Source organism: Mesorhizobium marinum (genome assembly GCF_040813675.1).
GTDB classification, from domain to species: domain Bacteria; phylum Pseudomonadota; class Alphaproteobacteria; order Rhizobiales; family Rhizobiaceae; genus Mesorhizobium_K; species Mesorhizobium_K marinum.
In genome coordinates, this window is record NZ_JBFOCI010000002.1 from 1,034,698 (window position 1) to 1,058,210 (window position 23,513).

Annotated in this window: 24 protein-coding genes, 1 tRNA gene and 1 pseudogene; 16 read left to right on the top strand and 10 right to left on the bottom strand. The window is 65.8% G+C overall.

Annotated features, from left to right (window positions below; translation table 11 throughout):
* Positions 1 to 27: 27 nt before the first annotated feature.
* The 3 genes from trxA (at position 28) to ABUE31_RS10610 (ending at position 2,001) form a co-directional block, all read left to right on the top strand.
* Positions 28 to 996 carry a thioredoxin gene (gene trxA, locus ABUE31_RS10600; RefSeq protein ID WP_367723498.1) on the top strand — a complete coding sequence of 323 codons (969 nt, stop codon included), beginning with the start codon at positions 28 to 30 and terminating at the stop codon, positions 994 to 996.
* An 85-nt stretch (positions 997 to 1,081) separates the two neighbouring features.
* Positions 1,082 to 1,753, top strand: coding sequence for an LON peptidase substrate-binding domain-containing protein (locus ABUE31_RS10605; protein WP_367723499.1), 672 nt, complete (start codon positions 1,082 to 1,084; stop codon positions 1,751 to 1,753).
* A gap of 65 nt (positions 1,754 to 1,818) precedes the next feature.
* The gene (locus tag ABUE31_RS10610) at positions 1,819 to 2,001 is read left to right on the top strand and encodes a Trm112 family protein (protein ID WP_367723626.1); all 183 of its coding nucleotides are present in this window, start codon (positions 1,819 to 1,821) and stop codon (positions 1,999 to 2,001) included.
* A 16-nt stretch (positions 2,002 to 2,017) separates the two neighbouring features.
* Here the strand turns inward: ABUE31_RS10610 and ABUE31_RS10615 are convergent, their stop codons facing one another.
* From ABUE31_RS10615 to ABUE31_RS10625, 3 genes are read right to left on the bottom strand one after another with little or no spacing between them, the layout of a single operon-like run.
* Positions 2,018 to 5,395 (bottom strand): error-prone DNA polymerase, encoded by a 3,378-nt coding sequence (locus ABUE31_RS10615; protein WP_367723627.1) that lies wholly within the window; start codon positions 5,393 to 5,395, stop codon positions 2,018 to 2,020.
* Complete coding sequence (locus ABUE31_RS10620; RefSeq protein WP_367723628.1) at positions 5,392 to 6,903, bottom strand: Y-family DNA polymerase; 1,512 nt, start codon at positions 6,901 to 6,903, stop codon at positions 5,392 to 5,394. Before ABUE31_RS10620 ends, ABUE31_RS10615 begins: the two co-directional genes overlap by 4 nt.
* A complete protein-coding gene (locus tag ABUE31_RS10625) occupies positions 6,896 to 7,858 on the bottom strand; it encodes an ImuA family protein (protein WP_367723500.1) in 963 nt (320 codons plus the stop codon). Before ABUE31_RS10625 ends, ABUE31_RS10620 begins: the two co-directional genes overlap by 8 nt.
* Before the next feature lie 192 nt (positions 7,859 to 8,050).
* Here ABUE31_RS10625 and ABUE31_RS10630 point away from each other — a divergent pair, with 192 nt between their 5' ends.
* Positions 8,051 to 8,476 carry a metallopeptidase family protein gene (locus ABUE31_RS10630; protein ID WP_367723501.1) on the top strand — a complete coding sequence of 142 codons (426 nt, stop codon included), beginning with the start codon at positions 8,051 to 8,053 and terminating at the stop codon, positions 8,474 to 8,476.
* Here ABUE31_RS10630 and ABUE31_RS10635 read toward each other — a convergent pair.
* The 5 genes and pseudogenes from ABUE31_RS10635 to ABUE31_RS10655 form a co-directional block, all read right to left on the bottom strand.
* Positions 8,470 to 8,676, bottom strand: a complete 207-nt coding sequence (locus ABUE31_RS10635; protein ID WP_367723502.1) for a DUF1737 domain-containing protein — start codon at positions 8,674 to 8,676, stop codon at positions 8,470 to 8,472. The genes ABUE31_RS10630 and ABUE31_RS10635 overlap by 7 nt on opposite strands.
* Positions 8,677 to 8,768: 92 nt before the next feature.
* On the bottom strand, positions 8,769 to 9,329 hold the full coding sequence (locus tag ABUE31_RS10640) for a DUF922 domain-containing Zn-dependent protease (RefSeq protein WP_367723503.1): 561 nt from the start codon (positions 9,327 to 9,329) through the stop codon (positions 8,769 to 8,771).
* 53 nt (positions 9,330 to 9,382) lie between these two features.
* Entirely contained in the window at positions 9,383 to 10,291 is a 909-nt protein-coding gene (locus ABUE31_RS10645; protein WP_367723504.1) for a ribokinase, read from the bottom strand.
* 73 nt (positions 10,292 to 10,364) lie between these two features.
* Positions 10,365 to 11,252, bottom strand: a pseudogene (locus tag ABUE31_RS10650) (methylated-DNA--[protein]-cysteine S-methyltransferase).
* 98 nt (positions 11,253 to 11,350) lie between these two features.
* Entirely contained in the window at positions 11,351 to 11,836 is a 486-nt protein-coding gene (locus ABUE31_RS10655) for a DUF2244 domain-containing protein (protein WP_367723505.1), read from the bottom strand.
* A 22-nt stretch (positions 11,837 to 11,858) separates the two neighbouring features.
* Here ABUE31_RS10655 and nth point away from each other — a divergent pair, with 22 nt between their 5' ends.
* Complete coding sequence (gene nth, locus ABUE31_RS10660; RefSeq protein WP_367723506.1) at positions 11,859 to 12,626, top strand: endonuclease III; 768 nt, start codon at positions 11,859 to 11,861, stop codon at positions 12,624 to 12,626.
* A 3-nt stretch (positions 12,627 to 12,629) separates the two neighbouring features.
* On the opposite strand, the gene ABUE31_RS10665 is transcribed toward nth, so the two are convergent.
* Complete coding sequence (locus ABUE31_RS10665) at positions 12,630 to 13,073, bottom strand: DUF2214 family protein (RefSeq protein WP_367723507.1); 444 nt, start codon at positions 13,071 to 13,073, stop codon at positions 12,630 to 12,632.
* 132 nt (positions 13,074 to 13,205) lie between these two features.
* Here ABUE31_RS10665 and ABUE31_RS10670 point away from each other — a divergent pair, with 132 nt between their 5' ends.
* Positions 13,206 to 13,436, top strand: coding sequence for a YdeI/OmpD-associated family protein (locus ABUE31_RS10670; protein WP_367723508.1), 231 nt, complete (start codon positions 13,206 to 13,208; stop codon positions 13,434 to 13,436).
* Positions 13,437 to 13,549: 113 nt separating this feature from the next.
* A complete protein-coding gene (locus ABUE31_RS10675) occupies positions 13,550 to 14,068 on the top strand; it encodes a GNAT family N-acetyltransferase (protein WP_367723509.1) in 519 nt (172 codons plus the stop codon).
* Positions 14,069 to 14,076: 8 nt separating this feature from the next.
* Here ABUE31_RS10675 and ABUE31_RS10680 read toward each other — a convergent pair whose 3' ends face one another.
* Positions 14,077 to 14,691: a TetR/AcrR family transcriptional regulator gene (locus tag ABUE31_RS10680; protein ID WP_367723510.1), complete on the bottom strand. Its 615-nt coding sequence runs from the start codon at positions 14,689 to 14,691 to the stop codon at positions 14,077 to 14,079.
* 97 nt (positions 14,692 to 14,788) lie between these two features.
* Between ABUE31_RS10680 and ABUE31_RS10685 the strand changes: the two genes are divergently transcribed.
* The 9 genes from ABUE31_RS10685 (at position 14,789) to ABUE31_RS10725 (ending at position 23,498) form a co-directional block, all read left to right on the top strand.
* On the top strand, positions 14,789 to 15,856 hold the full coding sequence (locus tag ABUE31_RS10685; protein WP_367723511.1) for a polyamine ABC transporter substrate-binding protein: 1,068 nt from the start codon (positions 14,789 to 14,791) through the stop codon (positions 15,854 to 15,856).
* 7 nt (positions 15,857 to 15,863) lie between these two features.
* Positions 15,864 to 16,706, top strand: coding sequence for an ABC transporter permease (locus ABUE31_RS10690; protein ID WP_367723512.1), 843 nt, complete (start codon positions 15,864 to 15,866; stop codon positions 16,704 to 16,706).
* Positions 16,706 to 17,488, top strand: a complete 783-nt coding sequence (locus tag ABUE31_RS10695) for an ABC transporter permease (RefSeq protein WP_367723513.1) — start codon at positions 16,706 to 16,708, stop codon at positions 17,486 to 17,488. Before ABUE31_RS10690 ends, ABUE31_RS10695 begins: the two co-directional genes overlap by 1 nt.
* Complete coding sequence (locus ABUE31_RS10700) at positions 17,485 to 18,552, top strand: ABC transporter ATP-binding protein (protein ID WP_367723514.1); 1,068 nt, start codon at positions 17,485 to 17,487, stop codon at positions 18,550 to 18,552. The genes ABUE31_RS10695 and ABUE31_RS10700 overlap by 4 nt, the downstream gene beginning before the upstream one ends.
* Entirely contained in the window at positions 18,552 to 19,292 is a 741-nt protein-coding gene (locus ABUE31_RS10705; RefSeq protein ID WP_367723515.1) for an MBL fold metallo-hydrolase, read from the top strand. Before ABUE31_RS10700 ends, ABUE31_RS10705 begins: the two co-directional genes overlap by 1 nt.
* A gap of 68 nt (positions 19,293 to 19,360) precedes the next feature.
* Positions 19,361 to 19,437 (top strand) — tRNA-Arg (locus tag ABUE31_RS10710).
* A 102-nt stretch (positions 19,438 to 19,539) separates the two neighbouring features.
* Positions 19,540 to 20,565: a site-specific integrase gene (locus ABUE31_RS10715; protein WP_367723516.1), complete on the top strand. Its 1,026-nt coding sequence runs from the start codon at positions 19,540 to 19,542 to the stop codon at positions 20,563 to 20,565.
* A 569-nt stretch (positions 20,566 to 21,134) separates the two neighbouring features.
* On the top strand, positions 21,135 to 23,009 hold the full coding sequence (locus ABUE31_RS10720) for a hypothetical protein (RefSeq protein ID WP_367723517.1): 1,875 nt from the start codon (positions 21,135 to 21,137) through the stop codon (positions 23,007 to 23,009).
* Between the two features lie 9 nt (positions 23,010 to 23,018).
* A complete protein-coding gene (locus ABUE31_RS10725) occupies positions 23,019 to 23,498 on the top strand; it encodes a hypothetical protein (RefSeq protein ID WP_367723518.1) in 480 nt (159 codons plus the stop codon).
* Positions 23,499 to 23,513 lie beyond the last annotated feature (15 nt).

Here is a 23,513-nt window from a genome sequence, read left to right on the forward strand (position 1 = left end):
ATCCGGCCCGGAATCGGAAGGTTTGAGATGAGCGACAACGACAATCCGTTCGGCGGCATGGGCAGCCAGTATTCGACCAGCATGAGCTTCGGCGCGGCCGAACCGGCCGCCCCGGCGGCGGGCGAGGTAGAGATCAAGGACGTGACGACGGCGAGCTTCGCGGCCGACGTCATCCAGGAATCGCGCAAGCTGCCGGTGCTGGTGGATTTCTGGGCACCCTGGTGCGGGCCCTGCAAGCAGCTGCAGCCGGCGCTCGAGCGCGTGGTGGCGGCGGCCAGGGGCGCGGTCAAGCTGGTCAAGATGAACATCGACGAGCATCCGTCGATCGCCGGGCAACTGGGCATCCAGTCCATTCCGGCCGTAATCGCCTTCCGCGACGGCCAGCCGGTCGACGGGTTCATGGGCGCCGTTCCGGAAAGCCAGATCCGCGACTTCATCCAGAAGCTCGTCGGCAAGAACGGCGGCCAGCCGGAAATCGCAGAAGCGCTGGCGGCGGCCGGCGAGGCGAGGGACGCAGGCGACCTGCAGACGGCGGCGGGCATCTTCGACGCGATCCTGCAGCAGCAGCCGGAGAACCTCGATGCGATCGCCGGGCTCGCGGACATCCTTTTCGAGGCGGGCGACGCCACCGGCGCCGAGGAACTGCTCTCGCGCGTTCCCGACGACAAGCGCGACGTGCCGGCGATTGCCGCGGTCAGGTCGAAGATCGAGCTTGCGTCGGAGGCGGCCGGTCTTGGCGACGCGGCGGATTTCGAGAGCAGGCTGGCGCAGAACCCGAATGACCACCAGGCGCGCTTCGACCTCGCCATGGTCCAGAACGCGCAAGGGAAGCGGCAGGAGGCCGCCGACAACCTGCTCGCCATCGTCAAGGCGGACCGGACGTGGAACGAGGACGGCGCCCGCGCGCAGTTGCTGAAGTTCTTCGACGCGTGGGGCATGACCGACGACGCGACCCTGTCGGCGCGCAGGAAGCTGTCCTCGCTGCTGTTCTCCTAGGCGGGCGGCGGCCCCGCCGGCGCGGCCCGCGCAGGCCTTGAGATTCCCGCGCGCTGCGCCAGATTGTGCGGAGGAGGATCGAAGCATGCAGGCGGGCAACTTCAACTACCGGCGCGTGGCGGACCTGCCCTCGGCGATCCCGGTGTTTCCGCTCCCGGCGGCGCTGCTTCTGCCGGGTGCGCGCATGCCGCTCAACATCTTCGAGCCGCGCTATCTGCAGATGGTGGACCAGGCGATGGCCGGCGATCGCATCATCGGCATGATCCAGCCGTCCTTCGACGGCGCCGAGCGCGGCGACGGCGAGCCCGAGCTTGTGAATGTCGGCTGCATGGGCCGCGTCACCTCGCTGACCGAAACCGGCGACGGGCGCTACATGATCGCCCTGCAGGGCGTGTGCCGCTTCCGCGTGGTCGATGAACTGGCGGTGAAGACGCCGTTCAGGCAATGCCGGGTGGCGCCGTTTGGCGCCGACCTGGAGGAGGACCGCTCGGGCGCCGATGTCGACCGGCCGGCGCTGCTTCGGACCTTCCGCGCCTATCTCGAGGCCAACGAACTCGATGCCGACTGGAACAGCGTCAGCCGCGCCGAGAATGCGATGCTGGTCAACGCGCTGTCGATGATGGCGCCCTACGGCCCCGCCGAGAAGCAGGCGCTGCTCGAGGCGCCCGATCTGAAGGCGCGCGCCGACACGCTGATCGCGCTGACCGAGATGGCGCTGGCGCGCGACAACGAGGATTTCGGCTCGAGCCTGCAGTAGGGGCGGAGCCGGCAAGGGAAGACACCGTGAGCGACATCCAGCGCAAATCCGGCATCGACGTGAAAATGCTCGAGCTGCTCGCCTGCCCCCTGACCAAGGGACCGCTGGTCTGGGATGAGGAGCGCTGCGAACTGGTGTCGAAGCTGGCGAGGCTCGCCTATCCGGTGCGCGACGGCATTCCCGTGCTGTTGCCGTCGGAGGCGCGCGCCCTCGACGCCCTGTCGCCGCCGGGCGCGACGAAGGACTGAGTTCGGCCCGCGGCGCTTACTGAAAATTGCGGCCTTTCGGCATCGCCCTGCTCGCTTCCGCGAAAAGATCGTTGTCGGCCGGCGGCGTCGGCTGTCGGGACCGTCGCGGCCGGAAGCGGGAATCCGTCCCCGGTCTCCTGATCTCGTCGGCGCGGGCGAGGCTGTCGATCGACTGCGCCTTCTCGGAGAGGTCGGCAAGCCAGGGGGTCATGTCCTCCATGCTTTCCGCGACGATGTGGATGACGCCCGATTCGCATTGCAGCCTGCCGGCGACGCGGATCAGCCTGGAGCCCATGATGACCGGAAGCAGCCGTTCGAAGTCGCGCTTCCAGACGATGATGTTGGCGATCCCGTTTTCGTCTTCCAGAGTCAGGAAGATGGCGTTGCCCTTGCCCGGCCGCTGACGCACCAGGACCAGCCCGCAAACGCAGACGCGGCGACCGTTCTTCACCGAGACGAGCCCTTCATTGGGTGTCACGCCCGCGCGGTCGAGCCGCGCGCGCAGGAACGACACCGGATGCGCCTTCAACGAAAGGCTGAGCGCACGGTAGTCGTGGATCACATGCTCGCCGGCGGGCATGACGGGCAGCGCCACGGCCGGCTCATTGTCCGGGAGACGGAGGCCCGGCCTGTCGAACAGCGGCATGGTCTCGACCGCCGACTTCCGGTCGAGCGCGCGGACCTGCCAGAGCGCGGCGCGGCGGTCGAGGCCGGTCGAGCGGAAGGCGTCGGCCTGAGCGAGTTTTTCGATCTCGTCGACGTCGAGGCCGGAGCGCAGCCAGACGTCGCGTACGCTGGCGTAGCCGTCGCCGCGGCGCTCGACGAGCAGGGTCATGCGGGCCTCCGACAGGCCCTTTATCTGGCGGAAACCGAGCCGCACGGCATGAGCGGTCCTGATGACGCCGCGCATTCCGGCGTGGCGGTCGAGAATGCGGGCGGGATCGTATCCGTCCGGCTCGAGCATGCAGTCCCAGGCGGAAAGATTGACATCGACCGCGCGAACCTCGACGCCGTGGTCGCGGGCGTCGCGCACGAGCTGGGCCGGCGCATAGAAGCCCATGGGCTGGGAGTTGAGGATCGCGGCGCAGAAGACGTCGGGATAGAAGGCCTTGAACCAGCAGGAGGCATAGACGAGCAGCGCGAAGGAGGCGGCGTGGCTTTCGGGAAAGCCGTATTCGCCAAACCCCTCGATCTGCCTGAAGCAGCGGTTTGCGAATTCTTCGGGGTAGCCCTTCGCGACCATGCCCCGGATCATCCTGTCGCGATAAAGGTGGATGGTTCCGTTGCGCCTGAACGTGGCCATGGCGCGGCGCAGCTTGTCCGCCTCGCTCGGGGAAAACCCGCCGATGTCGATGGCGATCTTCATCGCCTGCTCCTGGAAGAGGGGAACGCCCAGGGTGCGGCTCAGGATCGCTTCGAGCTCGGGCTTGAAATATTCGACTTTTTCCAACCCCATGCGCCGGCGCAGATAGGGATGCACCATGTCGCCCTGGATCGGGCCCGGCCGGACGATGGCAACCTCGATGACGAGGTCGTAGAAACGCTTCGGCTTCAGGCGGGGCAGCATCGACATCTGCGCGCGCGACTCGATCTGGAAGACGCCGAGCGTGTCGGCGCGGCAGATCATGTCGTAGACTTCGGTTTGTTCCGCCGGGAGCGCTGCAAGAGAGGCTATGGGCTCGCCGCCTTCATTGCATGCATCGTAATGCTGCTTCAGGAGATCGAAGCAACGCCGCAGGCAGGACAGCATGCCGAGCGCCAGGATGTCGACCTTGAGGATGCCGACCGCGTCGAGATCGTCCTTGTCCCACTCGACCATCTTGCGTTCGTCCATCGCTGTCTTGACGATGGGCACGATCTCGTCGAGCCGGTCCCTGGTGATCACGAAGCCGCCGACATGCTGGGAGAGGTGGCGCGGGAAGCCGAGGATCTCGTTGGCCCGCGCGATGACGTGGCCGGTGCGCGGATCGGCCTGGTCGAGGCCTCCGGCCTTGGCCTCCTTTTCGCCGAGGGAGGAGGACCACCAGCCCCAGATCGAGCCCGACATGGCGCTGCGGATATCGTCCGACAGGCCCATCGCCTTGGCCACTTCGCGCAGCGCAGACCGGCCGCGATAGCTGATGACGGCAGCGGCGAGCGCGGTGCGCTTTTCGCTGTATTTCTCGTAGATGTACTTGATGATCTCGTCGCGCCGCTCGTGCTCGAAATCGACGTCGATGTCGGGCGGCTCGTCGCGTTCGACGGACACGAAGCGCTCGAACAGCACCTCGCTGCGTTCGGGGTCCACGTCGGTGATGCCGAGGCAGAAGCAGATCGCGGAGTTGGCGGCGGAACCGCGCCCCTGGCACAGAACGCCGATCGTCTTCGAATGGCGGACGATGTCGTGCACGGTGAGGAAGTAGCGTGCGTATTTCTTAAGGGCGACGATCGCCAGTTCGTGCCGCAGCAGGCCGCACACTTTTCCGGGCACGCCCCCCGGATACCTGGCTGCGGCGCCCTCCCATGCCAGCCGCTCCAGTTCGACCTGCGGGTCGACGCCTTCGGCCGTGGTTTCCTCGGGATAGTTGTGCTTGAGTTCGTCGAGGGAGAATTTCAGTTCGCCGGCGAAACGGATCGTCTCGGCGAGCGCTTCCGGGTGGTTCCGGAACAGGCGCGCCATCTCCGCCGGCGCCTTCATGTGCCGTTCGGCATTTGCGCAGAGCTCGAAGCCGGCGTCGGATACCGGAACGGCGAGCCGGATCGCGGTGAGCACGTCCTGCAGCGGCCGTCGCCCGGGGGCATGATAGAGCACGTCGCTGGTCGCCATCAGCCGCATGCCGGCCGCCCCGGCGAGGGCCGCCGCCTGCTCCAGCCTCAGAGGGTCGTTGCCGCAATAGGCTGGCGCCACGGCGAGGCGGATGTTCTTGTAGAAACGGTCGACGAGGCCATGCAGGAGGGCGAGGGTCTCGTCGGGACCGGCATCGAGATCAGGCAAAACGGCGAGCGACATGTCGTCGCCCCACTCATCGAGGTCGCTCCGGTAGAGGAGCGGCGCGCCCTTCGGGCTGTCGTCGCGCAGGTTCGCCTGCGTCAGGAGCCGGCACAGATTGCCCCAGCCCTTGCGGTCCCGGGGGTAGGCGAGCACGTCGGGCGTGCCGTCTGCAAAGACCAGCCGGCTGCCCGGGTGGTAGGGAAAGGCGACGGGCGTACCGCCGGGGCCGGTCGCAACCGCCTTCGACTGGCTCCAGGCCCGCACCACGCCGGCCACCGTGTTGCGGTCGGCCAGTCCCATGCCGGCCAGCCCCAGGCCGAAGGCGCCCAGCACGAGTTCCTCCGGCATCGAAGCGCCGCGCAGGAACGAAAAGCTCGACTGGACACCGAATTCGACATAGGGCGGGACCGCAGGCGCGTTCATGCCGAGACGCCCTGCAGGTACCAGCACGGAACGGCGTCCGTCTTGCCGTAGAGGCCCTCGCGGAAGAGCCAGTAGCGGCGGCCGTCCGCGTCCTCGACGCGGAAATAGTCTCGGGTCAGCCGCGCCGTCCCGGCGTCCTCGGCCGCCTGTCTTCCGGCTTTCCTGCGGTCCTTCCCTCCGTCCCCTGCGATGTCCGCCGCAGCCTCGGCTGCGGGCTGCAGCCACCATTCGGGCGCGATGCGCTCGGGGCCTTCGGCGCGTGCCACGCGGTGCATGGCGCGGCGCCAGCGGAACGTGAGCGGCGGCCCTTCCGGGATTTCCGTCACCGGCACGTCGATCGGCTCGGGACGGGAAAACAGTCGCAACGGGCGTTCCGGCGCCCGGCGGGAGGGATAGTCGTCGTTTTCCCGCGGAACGGCCGGCGCCTTGCGTTCCGGCGGTCCGCCGTCGGCAGGGACGAGGGATGCGGCGCGTTCGGGCAGATGGCTGTCGACGAGAAGCGGCATCAGCATCGCAGCCCGGCCGAGACGGGCGCGCACCCGGTCGGAAAAAAGCGCGACGTCTTCGTCCGCCGCGGCCGCCTTGCCGTCGAGATCGGCCTGCGGCGTGTCGAGCGCCGCCGTCTCGAACGCCGAAAGACGCACGAGATCGAAGCCGTATCCGGGCTCGAGCGCCGCGCCGAGCGCGGCCAGCCTTTCGTGGAAGAGCCGGCCGACCGGAACCGGCTCGCGCAAAGGCAGCGATGCGCGGGCCGCAATGCGCGACACCGCGCCATCGACCCGGAAAAGCAGCAGTTCGAACAGCCGCGCACCCTCGCCGCGCCGTTCGAAGTCCTGCTTCAGGCTTGTGGCGAGCTTGGGTATCAGCTGTTCGATGTCCTCGACGAGGCCGATCGGCTCGGCGAGATGCCGCTCGACCGAAAGGGCGGGAACGGGCAGGCGCGGGGAGACGGCTTCCTCGACCTCGCCCAGCGCCTGGTCGAGCCGCAGGAGCAGCATGGCGCCGAAGCGGCGGGCGAGCGGCGCGCGCGGCGCGGCCATGACGGAGCCGACCGTGCGCAAGCCGACGCTTTCGAGGCTGGCGATCGTTTTCGGCTCGAGCCTCAGGACGAAAAGCGGAAGGTCTTCCAGAAAGGATCGTTCGTCGCCGTCCTCCAGGGTCTTTCCGGGAAGCGAGAAATGCGCCGCCGCCCAGGCCGTGCCGGGTGTCCCGGCAAGCCCGGCCCGCGTGCGGAAACCCTGTTCGAAGAAACTGGCGAGGATGCCGTCGAGCAAGGCTTCCTCGCCGCCGAAGAGATGTGCGCAGCCCGTGATGTCGAGGAACAGGCCGTCCGTTCCGTCGAACGCCACAAGCGGCGTGTAGCGGTCGCACCAGTCGGCCAGGGCCTCGAGCAGCCTGCGGTCCGCCGCCGGGTCCTCCGCGACGATCTCGATCGCCGGATACATGGCGCGCGCGTCGGCGATGCCCATGCCGACCTTCAGCCTGAGGCGCTCGGCTTCCTCATCCAGCGCGGCGATGCGCTGGGTGTTGTTTTCCTGGCGGCTGACGACCAGCGGCGGCCGGCCCTGGCGCGGGAGCGAACGCCAGGAGCGTCCCAGCCGCTGCCGCAGCAGGCGCTCGGTGCTCAGATGCGGGAACCACAGGGACAGGATTCTCCGCCGCTCTTTCCTGAAGGGCGCGTGCATGGCTGTTCCATTCCAATGTGAACAAGGCGGGTGGAGCGGTTCGGTTCTTGCTGATCTCGACCTCGAATGCGGGCGGGCCGATCGAGCGGGCGAGAGGCTTTCCAAGGATACGGCGCAGGCTGGCGGGGGCGGATTTCACGATGAGCCGGAAGGGCGCCGCGGTCGGTTCCGGCCGCGCCGTCTGGCGCAGCAGGAACAGCGGGTGGCCGGCGTCGCGGGCGCGGCGATGCAGCCGGCGCGTCGCCGTGAGATCGAGATGGGCGGAAGCGCCGCGGGTCTCCAGGAGCACGGCCGAGAAGCCATCGAGCGCGGCGGCCTGCTCGGCGATCCATAGCGCATCCGCCAGCTTCTCCGCCTGCGCGACCAGGAGGCGGGAGGCATCGACGCCGTAGAGGAACCGGAGGCCGGGCGGATAGGGAAAGCCCGCCTCGCGAAAGCTTTCGGCCATGCCGACCCACAGAAGCGGCGCCTGTCGCGCCTCGAGGACAAGCCGGAGGAGGGCCAGCGCGAAGCCGGCGGCGGCGCCCGCGTCGCGGGTTTTTGGCGCATGAATCTCGGTGAGTCCCGTCGCAGGCACGCCGCCGCCCAGCGCCGCGTCGAACCGCGCAGCGCCGGTAGGGAGGAGGCCGCCTGCCGGAATGATCGACCCGTGGCGGCGCGCAAGATCGACGTCTTCCGGTCCCGCCTGACCGAGCCGTTCGGCGAGGCGGCCTTCGATCTTCGCGATCCGGTGGCGCAAGGACGAAATGGTTTCCCGCGCCAAGGCTGACGTGGCCATGACGTTGTCTCGTTCGAAAATGTTCCTGTTATGTTCTTATAGATTCCAGAGCCGGCGGGAGGAGTCAAGCGGAGTCCGAAAAGAATTTATTCCTCTTCTCGCATGTCTGCCGGACCGGGTGTTTTCCTTATTCGCCGAACAGCCTCGAAACGGCGGGGACGAACGGCTATATGCTCCCGCAAAGGAAAAAGAATGGCCCGAATCTACCAGACCCGTTCATGGCACGACCAGCTATCGCCCTCGATGGGGGAGATGGAACTGCTCGCGCTCGAAGCCTATGCGCACCTTCCCGAGCAGTTCCGCTCGATGACCGGCGAAATCGTCATCCAGGTCGCCGAGTTCCCCACCGACGAGATCATGGACGACCTCTCGCTGGAGACGCCCTTCGACCTGCTCGGCCTGTTCGAGGGGCGCGGCATCGCCGAACGCTGGAACCCGCAGACGGGCGAGGGCCCCAACCGGGTGACGCTCTACCGCCGTGCCATCCTCGACTACTGGGCGGAGAACGAGGAGACGCTCGGCGCGATCGTCACGCATGTCCTGATCCACGAGATCGGCCACCACTTCGGCCTCTCGGACGACGACATGGAACGGATCGAGGAAAGCGCCGATCAGTAGTCCGACAGCGCGATCCCCGGATCGTAGTCGATACCGTCGACATCCTTCACCACCGCCTGGCCGCAACGCATGGATTTCGTCTCGCCGTCGAAGGCGTAGGTGGGCGAACCGTAGAGGTGCCAGCCCTTGTTCAGCGCCGCGGTGATCTTGTGGCAGAAGGTGGAATCGTCGGGGCCGCTCAGAAATCGGTAAAGCCGCATGGCCATGTCTCCTTCGCCGCTGCACGGAGAAGATAGCCGGTCCAATCGTTTCGCCGCAATCGCAGGCCGAAGGCCGGCCCCGCCCGCGCGACCTAGCCGCCGTTGACGAGGTTCAGAACGAGCTGGTGCACGGCGCCGCCATTGCTCAACTCGGCGCGGTCGAAGTCGCGGCTTCGCTGCTGCCGGGCCTGCGAGATGGACGGCAGGCGCTCCTGGAGCTTCGCCCGCACCTTCTTGCAGCCGGGATCGTCGGCGGCCGAAAGACCGATGCTGTAGGCCTCGATCTGCTTCACCATGTCGACGATCATTTCGCCGTGCACCGCCTCATGCTTGCGCACGCCGTCGATGAAGACCTTCCAGTTCGTTGCGACCGGCTCGGGCAGTTCCCCTTCCAGCTCCGGCAGGTGATAGCTGATGATCAGCTTGGGACGCGCTGTCGCCAGCGTGCAGGCGCCGTCCGGCTGGGGCCGGTAGTCGCGCTGCCAGGTCAGCTTGAAATTGGTGAAGGCGATGGCGCGCCCGACGCCGGCCTTCGGACCGCGTTCGCCGATCGAGGCATAGAGCTCGGGGCCGGTCTTGCCGGCGATCTTGTAGGGCACGTCCTTTTCGACCGGCTTCCAGTCGGCTCGCGCGGCGAAGGGATGCGTCGCCATGCAGGCCGCCAGCAGGCAGGACCATGCGAGGCGTGCGCCCGGGTGCGCTCCAGTCACCGCGCCGCCTCGCCCAAGGCGGCATCGACCTCCTTGGCATGCGGGATGGCCGGCTGCGCGCCGGGTTTAAGGCAGGCGAGCGAGCCGGCCGCGGCCGCGCGGCGCAGCGCCTCTTCGAGCGGCAGTCCGGCCGCGAGCCCGGCGCCGAGGTAGCCGCAGAACGTATCGCCGGCGCCGACGGTATCGACGGGGGTGATCTCCAGCGCCGGCACCGTCAGTTCGCCATCGGGCGTCGTGGCGATCACGCCGTCCCTGCCGAGTGTCACGATGACGGTCCGGCCGGTCCGGTCGGCGAACGCTTTCATGCGGGCCTGCCTGCCGTCGCCCTCAAGCTGCAGCGCGTCGGCGTAGAGATCGAACTCGGTTTCGTTGGCGACGATGAAATCCGCCATGGCCAGCAGCTTCGCCGCCTCGGGGCGGAAGGGCGCGGTGTTGAGCACGCTGGTGCTCCCGGCCTCGGCCGCCGCCGCCAGCGTCGCCTCGACGGTTGCGAGCGGAATCTCGAACTGCAGCAGCACGACCTCGCCCTTTTCGAAATTCGCCCTGGCGAGGTCGCCGGCCAGCACCGTGTCGTTGGCGCCGGGCGCCACGACGATGACGTTCTCGCCCCTGCTATCGACGAAGATGAGGGCTATGCCGGTGGCCGCGGCGGCCTCGCGCACCCCCGACAGCTGCACCTTGCCTTCCTTGAGGCAGGCGAGCGCTTCCGCGGCGAAGCCGTCCTTGCCGACCGCCCCGATCATGCGCACCTCGCCGCCGGCGCGGGCCGCGGCGAGCGCCTGGTTGGCGCCCTTGCCGCCGGGCGCGGTGGCGAAGCCACCGCTGCGGACGGTCTCGCCGGGGTCGGGCAGTCGCTCGACATTGGCGATGAGATCGAGATTGATGGAGCCGACGACGGTGATCAAGAATGCCTCCCGGATTGCGCCGGGAAGCTATCTCCTGCGCCGGCGATTTTCCAGCGCTTCCGTAGGTCGAAGCTCAGGCGGACAGCTGGCCGGCCTCCCAGCCGAGGATCGCCCGCTTCCTGGTCAGGCCCCAATGATAGCCTGTCAGCGCGCCGGACTTGCCGAGCGCCCGATGGCAGGGCACGACGAAGGAGATCGGATTGGCGCCCACCGCAGCGCCGACGGCGCGGCTGGCGGCGGGCGCGCCGATCTCGGAGGCGATGGAGGAATAGCTGCACGCCCGACCCATCGGGATCCTGAGCAGCGCCTGCCAGACGCGGACCTGGAAGTCGCTGCCGATCAGCACGACGCGCAGCGGTTCCTCCGAGCGCCAGCGCGACGGGTCGAAGATGCGCGCCGCGTAGGGGGCGGTGGCGGACATGTCCTCGACATAGGTCGCATTCGGCCAGCGTCCGGACATGTCGGCGAAGGCCTCGCGCTCGTGGCCGGGATCGTTGAAGGAGAGGCCGGCGAGCCCGCGCTCGGTGACCATGACCAGCGCCACGCCGAACGGCGAGATATGGTAGCCGTAGCGGATGGTCAGGCCGGCGCCGCGCGTCTTGTAGTCGCCCGGCGACATCGCCTCGTGGGTGACGAACAGGTCGTGCAGCCGCCCGGGACCGGACATGCCGACTTCGTAGGAGGCTTCGAGGAGCGGCATGCCGCTGTCCAGCAGGCGCCGCGCATGGTCGAGCGTCACCGCCTACAGGAAAGCCTTCGGCGAAAGCCCGGCCCAGCGGGTGAACAGCTTCTGCAGCGCGGTCGGCGACTGGCCGACCTCGGCGGCGAGTTCGTCCAGCGACGGCTGGTCGCGATAGTCGAGGCTGATCTTCTCGATCACCCGGCGCACGGTCTCGTAGTCGTCGCCTTCGGGCGTGATGTCGGTCTCGAGGCTGGCGGAAATCGGCATGCGGGCATTCATAGGCATCAGGGCGTTCATGGCAATGTTCTCCTTGAACGCGACTATCGGGCGTCCCGGCGCCGTTCTCCACCCGATTCCTGCGGCGGCCGACGGTCCGTCTACCGCCTCTTCGCCGTCGCCAGCGCGCGCGAGAAGGCGGCGGCAAAGCTCTCGCGGTCGTCGGGATTGAGGAAGCCTCCGATCGCCACCGACCGCCCCTGTCCCTCGACTGCCATGCGCGTGATGCCGATTTCCTGGTGCCTGGCGATCGCGAATTTCGCCCAGAACGGGTTGAAGTGGTGCGCCTCGGCGCGACCCGACGGCGCGATCTTCGTGATGTCGAGGCTGGTGCGCGACACCGAGACTTCCTCGCGCGCCCGGGCGGCACGATAGTTCAGCCTGAAGCAGACATAGACGAGCAGGACATCGAGACCGAAGAAGCCGAAGACCGGCCATGCGCCGTGCGCCAGGAAAATCGCGCCGGTGACCAGCCAGCCGAACAGAAGCGCGCCCATGAGGATGGCGAACCCGGTGCGGCCCAGCGAGCGGTGCGGCGTCAGCAAGGCCCGGAAGAATGGTTCGTCAGCAGCGTTTGTCTCGCTCATGCCGCGCAATTATAGAGGGGCGATGCAAAAGCCCAAGCGAAAAACCGCCGCACCCGCGGCCCGCAAGCCAGCCGGCGCAAAGCGTGTAGCGCGTCCGCCGAAGCGGCGTTCGCGCTACACGGCGGCGGAGGTCCACGAGATCTTCCGCCGCTTCTCCGTCCAGCGGCCCGAGCCGAAAGGCGAACTTGAGCACGTCAACGCCTTCACGCTGCTCGTCGCCGTCGTGCTCTCGGCGCAGGCGACCGACGCCGGCGTCAACAAGGCGACGCGCGCCCTGTTCGAAGTCGCCGACACGCCCCAGAAGATGCTGGCGCTCGGCGAACAGAGGGTCGGCGAAACCATCAAGACGATCGGGCTCTGGCGCAACAAGGCCAAGAACGTCATCGCCCTGTCCGAGGCGCTGATCCGCGATCATGACGGGGAGGTGCCGGACGACCGCGACGCCCTCACGAAACTGCCCGGCGTCGGCCGCAAGACCGCCAATGTGGTGCTCAACATGGCCTTCGGCCAGCCGACCATGGCCGTCGACACGCACATCCTCAGGATCGGCAACCGGCTGGGGTTGGCTCCCGGCAAGACGCCCGAGGCGGTCGAGGACGAACTCGTGCGCATCATCCCGCAAGAATACATGCGCCATGCCCACCACTGGCTGATCCTGCACGGGCGCTATGTCTGCAGGGCCCGGAAGCCGGATTGCGGCGCTTGCGTGATCGCCGACATCTGCAAGGCGGCCGAAAAGACCAGCGGCATTCCGGCGCCACTGGTCGAGCTGGCGGCCGAACCGGGCTGACCGTCAGGCGCCGAAGCCGCGCGCCATGGCGGCGGCGAACACCAGCACCAGCGCGAGGAAGAAGACCTCGCCCTTGAGCCAGGAGCGGACGGCGAGGATTTCGGTGTCCGGGACGGCGTCCGCGCCGCTCCTGCGCCAGGTAAGGATGCGCATCGTCGGCTTGATCGAAAGCAGGCCGACGATGACGAAGGCGATCATCTTGCCCCAGAACGCATGGTTGGAGACATAGAACTCCCAGCCCTTGAGGCCGAAGATCACCCGGCAGACACCGACCACGATGACGGCCATGGCGACGCCGCCATAGGCGCCGTCCAGGCGCCCGACCAGGCCGAGATTGCGTCCAGAAAGCCCCGGACGGATGAGCGCCAGTTCCGCCGCGAGCAGGCCCGCCAGTGCGAAGACGAGGAAGTGGTGCAGGATGGCGAGAATCAGGTCGACGACGTCCATGTCCGATCCTTGTTCCGGTTCGCGCTGGCCCGCGGTTCAGGCCGCAGCCTCAACGTAGCCGCTTGGCCGCCGATGTCCATTCTGACAGTGGCTGTCAGTTGCCACGGCCGGTGCGCTGTCTAGAGTGGCCGGATGACAGGCTTGAGACGCGCGCTTCATCCGATGCCAGACGCCGTGCGCGCCGCGCTGAAGGCGCGCGGCCTGACGGCCGCCTACGAGGCGCGGCCGCCATACCAGCAAAACGACTATCTGGGCTGGATGGCGGCGGCGAAGCGCGAAGCGACCAGGGAAAAGCGTCTGGCTCAGATGCTGCGGGAACTGGAACGCGGTGGCGTCTACATGAACATGGCCTGGCGCGGCTGAGGCGCCCGCCCGCCTGTCATCGACGCAATTCCTGCCACCCGAAAGCGCCGCCGGTGGCCCTTGGCATCTTTCGCAGCCTACTGCAAAAGCCTCCCGGCACCGGGGATCTGCACATGACGACGCCACCGACCATCGAAACCGAGCGCACTGTCCTGCGGGCGCACAGGCTCGAAGACCTCGACGACTATGCTGCCCTCTGGGCCGACCCTGTCGTGACGCGGTTCATCGGCGGCGTGGCACGCACGCGCGAGGAAAGCTGGATCAGGATGCTGCGCTACGCCGGCATGTGGCAACTCGTCGGCTACGGCCTCTGGATCGTCGAGGAGAAGGCGACGGGCAGGCTGGTCGGCGAGGCCGGCTTCCACGAGATGAAGCGGGACATCGTCCCCAGCTTCGAGGGAACGCCGGAAGCCGGGTGGGCGTTCCTGCCGGCGGTCCATGGCCGCGGTATCGCCACCGAGGTGGTCCGGCGCATCCATGAGTGGGCACAGGACCGGCCCGGCTTCGCCAGCACGGTCTGCATCATCGATCCCGACAATGCGGCGTCGCTGGCGGTGGCGCACAAGGCCGGCTACCGCGAAAGGCAACGGACCGCGTACCATGGCGTCCCGACGATCCTGATGCAAAGGTAAGCAGTGGCTTACGCCTTGATGGCGCCGACCAGGATCTTGTTCTGCCTGCGGATCGCAGCGCGCAGCATCGCGATCGGCATCGCTTCGTCCTTCACGAACTCGGTGAACATCATGTTCATGTTGTTGAAGACGATCTCGCCGGCCGCGCGCACGTCGACCTCCTGCCTGACCAGTCCGAGCGCGCGCAACCGCTCGACCAGTTCGCAGGTCTGGTCGGTCAGGCCGCGGTCGAGCGCGGCATAGGTCTTGCCGAACGGGCTGTCGGGCTGCTGCGTCGAGGTTGCCATCGCCTGCCGCCACATCGCCTTCGACAGATAGATCAGCGAGTGGTCGATATAGATGCCGATCAGCGTGTCGATCGCGTCGGCGACGTTCGTCGGCGGCATCGCGACGACGCCACGCCCGGCGTTGAGAACCTCGTTGACCTCCATCGAGACGATGGCGACCAGGATGTCGCCCTTGTTGCGGTAGTAGTTGTAGATCGTGCCGACCGAGACCTCGGCTTCGGCGGCGATCGTCTCGATCTTGGCGCCCTCATAGCCCGACTGCCGGAACAGCACCGCCGCCGCCTCGATGATGCGGCGGTCCCTGTCGGCACGGTGTTTTTCGCGCAACCCGCTCATACGCCGAGACGATGCCCCTCCCAAACTGCAATTGACTCAAGTTTAGAACTGGTTCAGTTTTTTCGCAAACAGCCGGAACGGCAATGGGAGAACCGCAATGAACCGTCTCGTCCGCATGCATGCCCGCGCCGCCACATTCGCAGTCGCGGCGCTCGCCGTCGTCGCCGCGTCGCCGGCGCTCAGCCAGGAGCTCAACGCGCTGATCTGGTGCGACCACGCCGATCCGGCGCTCCTCCAGCCCTTCGAGGAGGCGAACGGCGTCAAGGTCAACGTCAAGGAATTCGAGGGCACGGGGGCCGGGCTCGCGCTGGTCGAGCAATCGCAGCCGGGCGACTGGGACGTCATGGTGATCGATTCCATCGACGTTCCGCGCGGCGTGGAGAAGGGGCTGTTCGAGCCGCTGCCCGAGGACCAGCTGCCCTTCGCCGACCTGTTCCCGGAGGTGAAGATGGACGCCTCGACGCTCGTCGATGGCAAGCGCTACGGCATCACCGAGAAGTTCGGCTACAATACGATCGGCTTCAACAACACCAAGGTGGACGTCGCCGACATGCAGTCGATGGCGTCGCTGACCGACCCCAAATACAAGAGCCGCATCGCCATCTACGACTACTACCTGCCGGTGATGGGCATGGCGGCGCTTTCGCTGGGCAAGAAGACCGCCGATCTCACGGAAGCCGACCTCCCGGCGCTGCGTGACGAGCTGATGAAGATGAAGGCCAACGCCAAGCTGGTCGGCGAGGTGGTGGCCAGCCAGACCGCGCTGGCAACCGGCGAGGTCGACATCCTCGTCGGCGGCGGCGAATGGGTGACGGCGGGACTGGCGAAGGAGAACCCCGCGCTCGACTTCTCGATCCCTAAGGAGGGCGCCGTTCTGTGGTCGCAGGCGCTCGCCATGTTCAAGGATTCGAAGAACAAGGATCTGGCGCTGAAGTTCATCCAGTATGTGATGAGCCCCGAAGGGCAGGCGCGCCTCGCCACATCCTCCTGCTACTGGGGCATGCCGGCGAACTCCAAGGCGGCGCTCAGCGACGACGAGAAGAAGACGCTGCGCTTCGACGAGCAGCCGGAATTCCTGGCGCGCGCGCAGGCCTATCCGGCGCCCGACGCCGACCTCGACAAGAAGATGCAGGATATCTGGACAGAAATGCTCCAGGCGCAATAATCGCGTTGTGAACGAATCGTCGCCCGGCCGGCTGGTGCCCTGGGCGCTGGTCACGCCAGCGCTGTTGTGGACGCTCGTTTTTTTCGTCCTTCCGTTCGTCGCCATGGTCGCGCTCAGCTTCCTCGACCACGGCGACGGTCGCGTCACCTTCGCCAACTACCGGCAGTTCTTCGAGAATCCGAGCTACTGGCGGGCACTGGTCAATTCGCTCGAGGTGACGCTGATCGTCACCGCGATCTCGGTCGTGCTCGCCTATCCCTTCGCCTGGATCCTCGCCGACATGGTGCCGGCGCGCCTGCAGCGGCTGGCGCTCGTGCTGGCGATCCTGCCGTTCTGGACCTCCTATGTCGTGCGCTCCTACAGCTGGCTGCTTGTGCTCGCCCAGAACGGGGTGGTCAACCAGGCGCTCACCGGTTCGGGCCTGGCCGACGCGCCGGTCCAGCTCGCCAACACGCGCACGGCCACCATCATCGGCTTCGTGCATTTCTTCGTCATGCTGCTGACGCTGACGATCTTCGCCAACCTGAAGCAACTGTCGCCGAGCTACCGCCGCGCCGCAGCCGACCTCGGCGCAGGCCCGGTGCGCACCTTCGTGCTTGTCATCCTGCCGCTGACGCTGCCGGGCATCATGGTCGGCGCCTTCCTGACCTTCGTGCTCGCCATCGGCGACTACATCACCCCGCAGATCCTCGGCGGCAACAACGAGCTCCTGATGCCGCAGCTGATCATGATGCAGATCGGCCGGCGCGGCGACTTCCCGCTGGCCTCGGCGCTCGCCATCGTCCTTATGGCCGTGGTGTCGATCGCCTATCTCTTCTGCGCCCGCTGGCTGAAGATCGAGCGGGCCTGATGCGCGCGCTGGTCAGGATACTCGCCTCGGTCTACGCGCTGGCCGTCTATGGCTTCATCTTCCTGCCGGTCATCGTGCTGGTGCTGTTCTCGCTGCAGGCGACCTCCTTCCCGATCCCGCCCTTCACCGGGCCGTCGCTGCGCTGGTACGAGGCGGTCCTCGGCGACGCGCGCCTGACGACGGCGCTGGTCAACTCGGTCGCGGTCGCGCTCCTGTCGTCCGCGCTCGCGGTGGCGCTCGGCTTCCTCGCCGCCTGGGGCCTGGCGCGGCACCACCTGCCGCGTTCCGGCCTGATGCGCGGGCTGATCACGCTGCCGCTGACGGTCAGCTACCTGATCATCGGCATGGGCCTGCTGATCCTGTTCAACACGGCCGGCATCCCGAAGTCGCTGAGCGTCGCCGGCATCGGCCATGTGGTGATCAACCTGCCGCTCTGCTTCGCCATCACCTACAGCCAGATGGGCGACCACCAGGTCAATCTCGAGCGCGCCGCGCGCGACCTTGGCGCTTCGGAATGGAAGGTCCTGCTGCTGGTCAGCGTGCCGGTACTGTGGCCGGCGATCTTCGCCGCCTTTTTCCTGTCGATGACCTTCTCCTGGGACGAATTCATCATCTCGTTCCTGCTCACCCGTTTCGACACGACGCTGCCGGTCGAGATCTGGAACCTGCTGCGCTCCGGCCTCAATCCGCGCACCAATGCGATCGGCTCGCTGGTCTTCGGCGTCTCCATCGTGCTCGCGCTCCTGCTCGAGCTCGCCTTTCTCAGGAGGAACCGAACATGACCGGCGGCCCCCTGGTCGAGATACGCAAGGTGTCGCACGCCTTTGGCGGCCACCGGGTGCTCGACGAGATTTCGCTGAACATCGAGCCCGGCAGCTACACCGTGCTGCTCGGACCCTCGGGCTCGGGCAAGACGACGCTGCTGTCGATCATCGGCGGCTTCCTGCATCCCGACGAGGGCAGCATCCTTATCCGCGGCGGCGACGTCACCAATGCGCCGCCGGCGCGCCGGCCGACCGCGACGGTGTTCCAGGACTATGCGCTGTTTCCCCATCTCACGGTCGGCAACAATGTCGGCTTCGGCCTCAGGATGCGGGGCATGCCGCGCGCCAGGCGCATGGCCCGCGTTCGCGAGGCGCTGGCCATGGTCGGACTCGCCGACGCGATCGGCAAGCGGCCGCACCAGCTTTCGGGCGGCCAGCGGCAGCGAGTGGCGCTGGCGCGCGCGCTGGTCGTGGAACCCGCCGTGCTGCTGCTCGACGAGCCGCTCGGCGCGCTCGACCTGAAGCTCCGGCGCCAGATGCAGGACGAGCTTAAGGCGTTGCAGAAGCGCGTCGGCACCGCCTTCATCCATGTCACTCACGACCAGGAGGAGGCGATGGCGCTGGCCGATCACTGCGTGGTGATGAACAACGGCCATATCGAGGATCAGGGGCCCGCCGAGCGCGTCTACGCGCGGCCGGCGTCGCGCTTCAGCGCCACCTTCATGGGCGAATCGACGCTGCTGTCGGGCAGGGTGCTGGATCTCGGCATGGACGAGATCAGGGTCGATACACAGGTCGGTCTCGTCTCGCTGGCGGCGGCCGGCGAGCCCGGCTTCGACGTCTCGCTGGCGATCCGCCCCGAGCACATAACGCTTGGCCCGCAAGCAGGCTCCGTGTCGCTCGGCGAGGCGACCGTCACGGATGTCGTCTTCCAGGGCAGCTTCAAGCGCGTCGCCGCGACCTCGGCAAAAGACCCGGAGGTCGCCTTCATCGCCAAGCTGCGGTCGAGCCAGCCCGTCACGGTCGGCGACAGCGTCGAGCTCTTCGCTTCGCCCGCCGACATGGTTCTGCTGTCGCGCTGATGCACAGGATCGCCGGACAGGACTGGTACGAGACCCTGCGCATGGGCGACGGCGTGACGCTCATCCACGAACCGTGGATCAAGCCGTTCTACCGCTGCAACATCTGGCATGTGCGCGGGCGCGACCGCGACCTTCTCTTCGACAGCGGGCTCGGCCATTTCAGCCTCAGGCGGCACGTGCCGCTGGTGTGCGAGCGGCGGCTCGTCTGCGTCGCCAGTCACACGCATTTCGACCATATCGGCTGCCATCACGAGTTTCCGGACCGATGCGTCCACAGGGCCGAAGCCGGCATCCTCGCCGATCCGCGCAACGAACTGACGCTCGCCGACCGCTACGCGACGGACGAGATGTTCATCGCGCAGCCCGAGGGCTGGGACGCCGCGCGCTACCGCGTCGACGCCGCGCCGGCCGGCCGCCTGCTTCAGGCCGGCGACGTCGTCGATCTTGGCGACCGCGCCTTCGAGGTGATCCACACGCCCGGTCATTCGCCGGGAGGCATTGCGCTGTTCGAGAAGGCGTCGGGCGTCCTGCTCTCCGGCGACATCGTCTACGACGGGCCGCTGATCGACGACGCCTACCATTCCGACGCCGGCGACTACCTGGCGACCATGGAGGCGATCCGCGACCTGCCGGTGTCGGTCGTGCATGGCGGGCACTTCCCGAGTTTCGGGCCGACGCGGTACCGCCAGCTGGTCGACGAATACCTGGCGCGGAAGCGCAGGCCCGGCTGTCATCTTTAGGGCGTTGATGCGCCGTGCGACATCGGCTATGAGACGCAAGCCCTCCGGCCCGCCCATATCGGCGGTGTGCACCCGTAGCTCAGCTGGATAGAGCGCTGCCCTCCGAAGGCAGAGGTCGTAGGTTCAAGTCCTACCGGGTGCGCCACTGGAAGCCCTTGAAACACAAGGGTTTCGAGCCGCGTTAATAGCCGTGGAAATACCCCTTTCCGCAGTCGGTGCCAATCTGGTGCCAACGGAAGGATTTTTCATGGCTTCCCTACAGAGACGAAACGACAAGTGGCAGGCCCGTGTTCGACGCCTTGGACACACGCCCCGAACAAAGAGCTTCATAAACCGAACCGATGCGCTGCGCTGGATACGGCAGACCGAACAGGAGCTAGACCGTGCCGCGCTTGCCTATGATCCATCCAGCTTGGAGCGCACGACCGTTGCGGACCTGTTGCGCCGCTACGTACGTGACGTGACACCGGGTAAGCGCGGTCATGCGTCAGAAGCCAAGCGGATCGAAGTGTTCCTACGCTACGACTGGGCGAACCTAACCTTGGCCCGGATTACGCCACAGGCATTCACCCGGCACAGGGACAAGCGGCTTAGGGAGGTTGAGGCCGGAACGGTGATACGGGAATTGGGTCTGCTGCGTACCGTGTTTGAAGTCGCACGGCGGGAATGGGATGTGCCCTTGCACGCGAACCCGCTTGCTAACGTACGCAAGCCGAAGGCCGCCAGCGGACGGAATAGGCGGCTTCATGCCGATGAACTCACGGCCCTGCTAGCTGCTTGTGCAGACAGCCGGAACGATTGGTTAGAGCCGGGCATCAGGCTTGCTATCGAAACCGGCATGCGTCGTGGCGAACTTCTCAACATGCGGCGTGCAGACCTCGACCTAGCCAACCATCTGTTGTCGATACCAGAAACAAAGACGGACATACCGCGCACCATTCCCTTGTCAGTGAACGCGGTTTCGATCCTGCGCAGCATGCAGGCCACCGGGACCGATGACCGATTGTTACCTGTCACGGCGAACGCTTTCCGTCTCGCATGGGAACGATGCAAGCACAGAGCCGCGAAGCAGATGCCGGGCATTGCTGATCTAAGGTTCCACGATCTTCGGCACGAGGCGGTAAGCCGGTTCTTTGAACTAGGTTTGAACGTGCCGGAGGTTGCAGCGATCAGCGGGCATCGGGACCCGAGGATGCTGTTCCGCTACACGCATCTTAAGCCGGAGGACATCGTAGCGAAACTACGGGGTTTGAATGCGAGGGCGGCAGCATGACCAATCGCAAGCTTCCAATGCCGGATTACGTCGCAGAGTTGGTACACATGCCGCTGACCAGAATGGGCCTGCTTCCAGTCAGAGGTGACAACTCGATTATGTGCCCGCTTTCTTACCAAGATGGCACTGACCTAGTTGTAGCTTTCATATGCGTATCGAAACGCAAATGGTTCCGAGAGAGGCCGGCGCTGTTGGTATCGTTAGTGCAAGTTCATCACGATACCGGAGCCATAACTACCTATACGAGGAACACCATTGATTGCCCTACGGGGCCGCACGATTTGGAGTTCATCGCGCTGCTCCCGAAGCTGGTCAGCATCATCGCTTGGACGCATGCCGCAAGGGGCGGGATGGGAGAGTGTGTGGACCTTCCAAGGCCGGAGAAATAGCAGCCTCGGCTAATTCCCGCCCTATTAGGAACTAGGTCGGCTTCGGTTTCTGGAGCCAGTCAAAAACTCCCGCATTTCTCCCATAATAATTCTTTGGGATAGCTGCGGGACTTTCACAAGCAGGGCCTGCCGGTGTGACAGCCGGTGGGCCTTTTCGCATTTCCAATCAGCAAGGATCAGATGCAGACTACGTTCACAGACCGAATGAACCGACACTGGACACAGACCCTTGGGCTAGCCAGTTCGGAAGCCCATATCGAGGGCTGGCAACAGCTAGAACAAGCAACAATCCGGCTCAATTCCAACCCGGGACACTGGCAGGTCTACCAGCTACCTACGGGGTCAGGAAAGACAGAAGCCCTGAAGGTGCTCTGCTCACTACAGCACCCGATAACTCACCCTGGCATCCTCATCGTGACGAAGTTCCAAGATGAGGCAGATAGGATTGCGAGAGACATCAACAGACTGGCGGGCTGGAATATGGCCCGGTCGGTGCACCGGAAGGCACCAGCCCAGGGTGCAGAGTTGGGTCTAGTTCCTGCTCTGGTAACTACGCATGCTGCCTACAGGCTCGCATTGCAAGAACTGGCCGACAACTGCGAACAAAGCCCCAAATGGGACCGGCTACTGACCTACTACGTTGGAAAGCGTAGGTGGGTATTCATCGACGAAGCCCTCGACTGGGTTGATGCCTACAGCGTCAATCTGGGCAATCTACGGGCTTTGTCAGGCGATCTGTGCGGTGCGTTACCGACTGAACTACGGACTATCGCCCGACGGTTGCAGACCTTCGCTATCGGCTTGGCCGATGTCGGGCCCGAATGCCTGTCAGACCGTACCCTGAACAAGGAACAGCTTTCGGTGCTTGAACCTACGGACCTCTCTCGCTTGCGTGAGGCCGTGGAAAAAATACCCGAGCACGTATTTGCGGAATGGGTTGATGCCGACCAGAAGCCGGACCAGCGTACCGACCGGAAGCCGGTTTCGTACAAGGCGAGCTACCTCGATCTGTTACGAACCTTGCATGCCGTCGCGAACATAGGGCACGGGTGGATTAGCTACCGGAAAGGCAAGGCCCTTCTACATAGCTCGCGATCGTTGCTTGGTATCGACGGCATACAGGGCATCATTCTTGATGCAACCGCAGACGTGGACCCGGCCTATGCACTTATGCCGCGTCATGTGGAGCTACTGCCCCGACCACAGGGCATCCGCAATTATAGCAACGCCACGCTGCATGTTTCGTACGGACATGCGGTAGGTAAGCGCTACCTGACCAATCACGCAGCAAAGGCATGGCCGTTCATCTGGGGCGATCTACAGAAGCGCTTGAACGGCAAGAACGTACTTGTGTGCGCGCATAAGGACGTGCTGCCGATCGTATCGGGTTACGCGTTGCGAAACGGTCATGTCCAGTTTGCGAACTGGGGCAAGCTCGACGGCAAGAACGATTGGAATGCGTGCGACGCACTCGTTCTGTTCGGATTGCCATACCTAGACGACATAGCCCCGGTACATAGCTTCATTGCACAAGTAGGGCCTCAACCTGATGACTGGTTTGCTGGCGTCCGCAACTACGGTGGACACCACGACATATGCAGCGCTCTTGGTACCGGCTTCATCGCCAGAAGCGTCGTACAGGCGATCAACCGTATCCGGTGCCGCAACAGCATCGACATTCAGGGAAACTGCTCACCCGTTGACCTCTACATGCTCCTGCCCAAGGGCAAGATTGCGGAGGTTGTCTTGCGGGCCATTGGGCAGCAAATGCCCAGAATACGGATTAAACAATGGGAAGCCGGAGCGGCGAAGCGCAAAGCGCTCAAGGTGCCCACAGAGGACAAACTGACGAGATACCTCGCGGATGCGGACCCTGGCATCTACACCAAAGCTGCGGTTCTTGCGGAGCTTGGTATGCACCCGGCTAGCTTGGATAGGCTAACGGCCAAGCTGCGTGACTGCCGGTCGCCCCTGACCCAAAAGCTCACCTCGCTTGCAGTTCAATATCTCTACCAAACAGGGCGCGGAAGGGAGGCTTGTTTTATCAAAGACTAGGAACACAGAATGTCGTTACAGAGTACCGGCACGCCTATCGTGCTGGACAGGAAAGAGGCCGCCAAGCGCGGCCTTTCGCGTTTCTATACGGGGCAGTTGTGCAGGGAAGGCCACCGGGCCGAACGATTTGTCGGCAATCGGCAGTGCGTCGTTTGCAATGCCCGGCAGGCTCGCCAGCGCGAGGTTCTAAGGGGCCTCTGGGAGCCGTCCTATCGCATGTACCGCAATACCCTCCGGCGCACCGGAATGGCCCTCCAAGGCCGCGCTAGCCCCGCGTATGCGGTCGGCTGCGATCACGTCAAGCTGCGCGATCACATTCACGCCCGGTTCCGTCCCGGCATGACATGGGGGCGGTACCGGCAATGGGAGGTTGACCACATTGAGCCGCTGGGGCTGGCATCCGATCTGGATGACCTGATCCGGCGCTGCCACTACACAAACCTGCAGCCTCTATGGAGGCGGGAGAACCGAATGAAGGGCGGGGCCTAGTGCCCCGTCTTCATC